This is a genomic window from Haloferax profundi, from assembly GCF_001469865.1.
GTDB classification, from domain to species: Archaea; Halobacteriota; Halobacteria; order Halobacteriales; family Haloferacaceae; genus Haloferax; species Haloferax profundi.
On record NZ_LOPV01000638.1, the window covers coordinates 1 to 839 of the forward strand.

Sequence of the window (839 nt, forward strand, 5' to 3'; positions counted from 1 at the left end):
TGCTGGCGCCTCCGCGACCAGAGTAGTCTCCTCGCACACTGTGGGCAGAACTACGAGTCCTCAAAACATGCTCGGCAAGCGACCAATAAGGTCCGAGCAGCAATCGCACAACTCGATGGAGACCACGAGTCGTTCCAGTCAGCCGAGATTGCCACGCCACGGTTCGTGGTCGAACGCGACCCAACGCCCTCAGGTGAGCTTGACCTCGAACAGAGAAACTGGGTGTGGCGGTTGGAGACGACAGAAGAAGTGCTGGCTCACAGTGCTCAGCGATATGGGTCAGAGGCCGCAGCACAAGCCTCGACAAGACACTTTTCAACACAAGCCCGGGGAGCGCTCCCGATCTTCATGGTCGGTGCTGAACACGACTGGAAAGTCGGACCAGAACCGGTCACTGTCGGGACCAGCCGGATATCGAGACTCGTCTCTGAGTTCACGCGTGGGCGTCGTCACCGACGTGCACTCGAACGGTTCGACACTCGAATCGTCGTCTCTGGCAGTCGTGGGAAGTCCTCGACGACGCGCCGGCTCGACGACATCTTCAATCGACGTGGCTACGACACATTCACCAAAATCACTGGTAACTATCCCATCGTCATCCACAATGGGGAGGTGTACCCACTAGAACGGCGTGGGCCTCGGACGACACTCTACGAGAACATCAATGTCATCGAACAGTTCGCACCAGAGTTGGATGCGTATTCGCCCGAAGACATTGGCATCTTCGAAAACCAAGCAATCAGCGAGTATACGACCAGTCTCGTCAACCGGACGTTTGTCAAACCAGACGTGCTCGTGCTGACTAACGTGCGAACCGATCATAATGACACGCTGGGGAA

The 839-nt window shown here is 56.7% G+C and carries 1 protein-coding gene; it reads left to right on the forward strand.

The window, feature by feature from the left end; all coding sequences use genetic code 11:
• Nucleotides 1–249: 249 nt before the first annotated feature.
• A partial coding sequence (locus AUR66_RS21490; RefSeq protein WP_269432625.1) for a Mur ligase family protein occupies nt 250–839 on the forward strand: 590 nt, incomplete at its 3' end.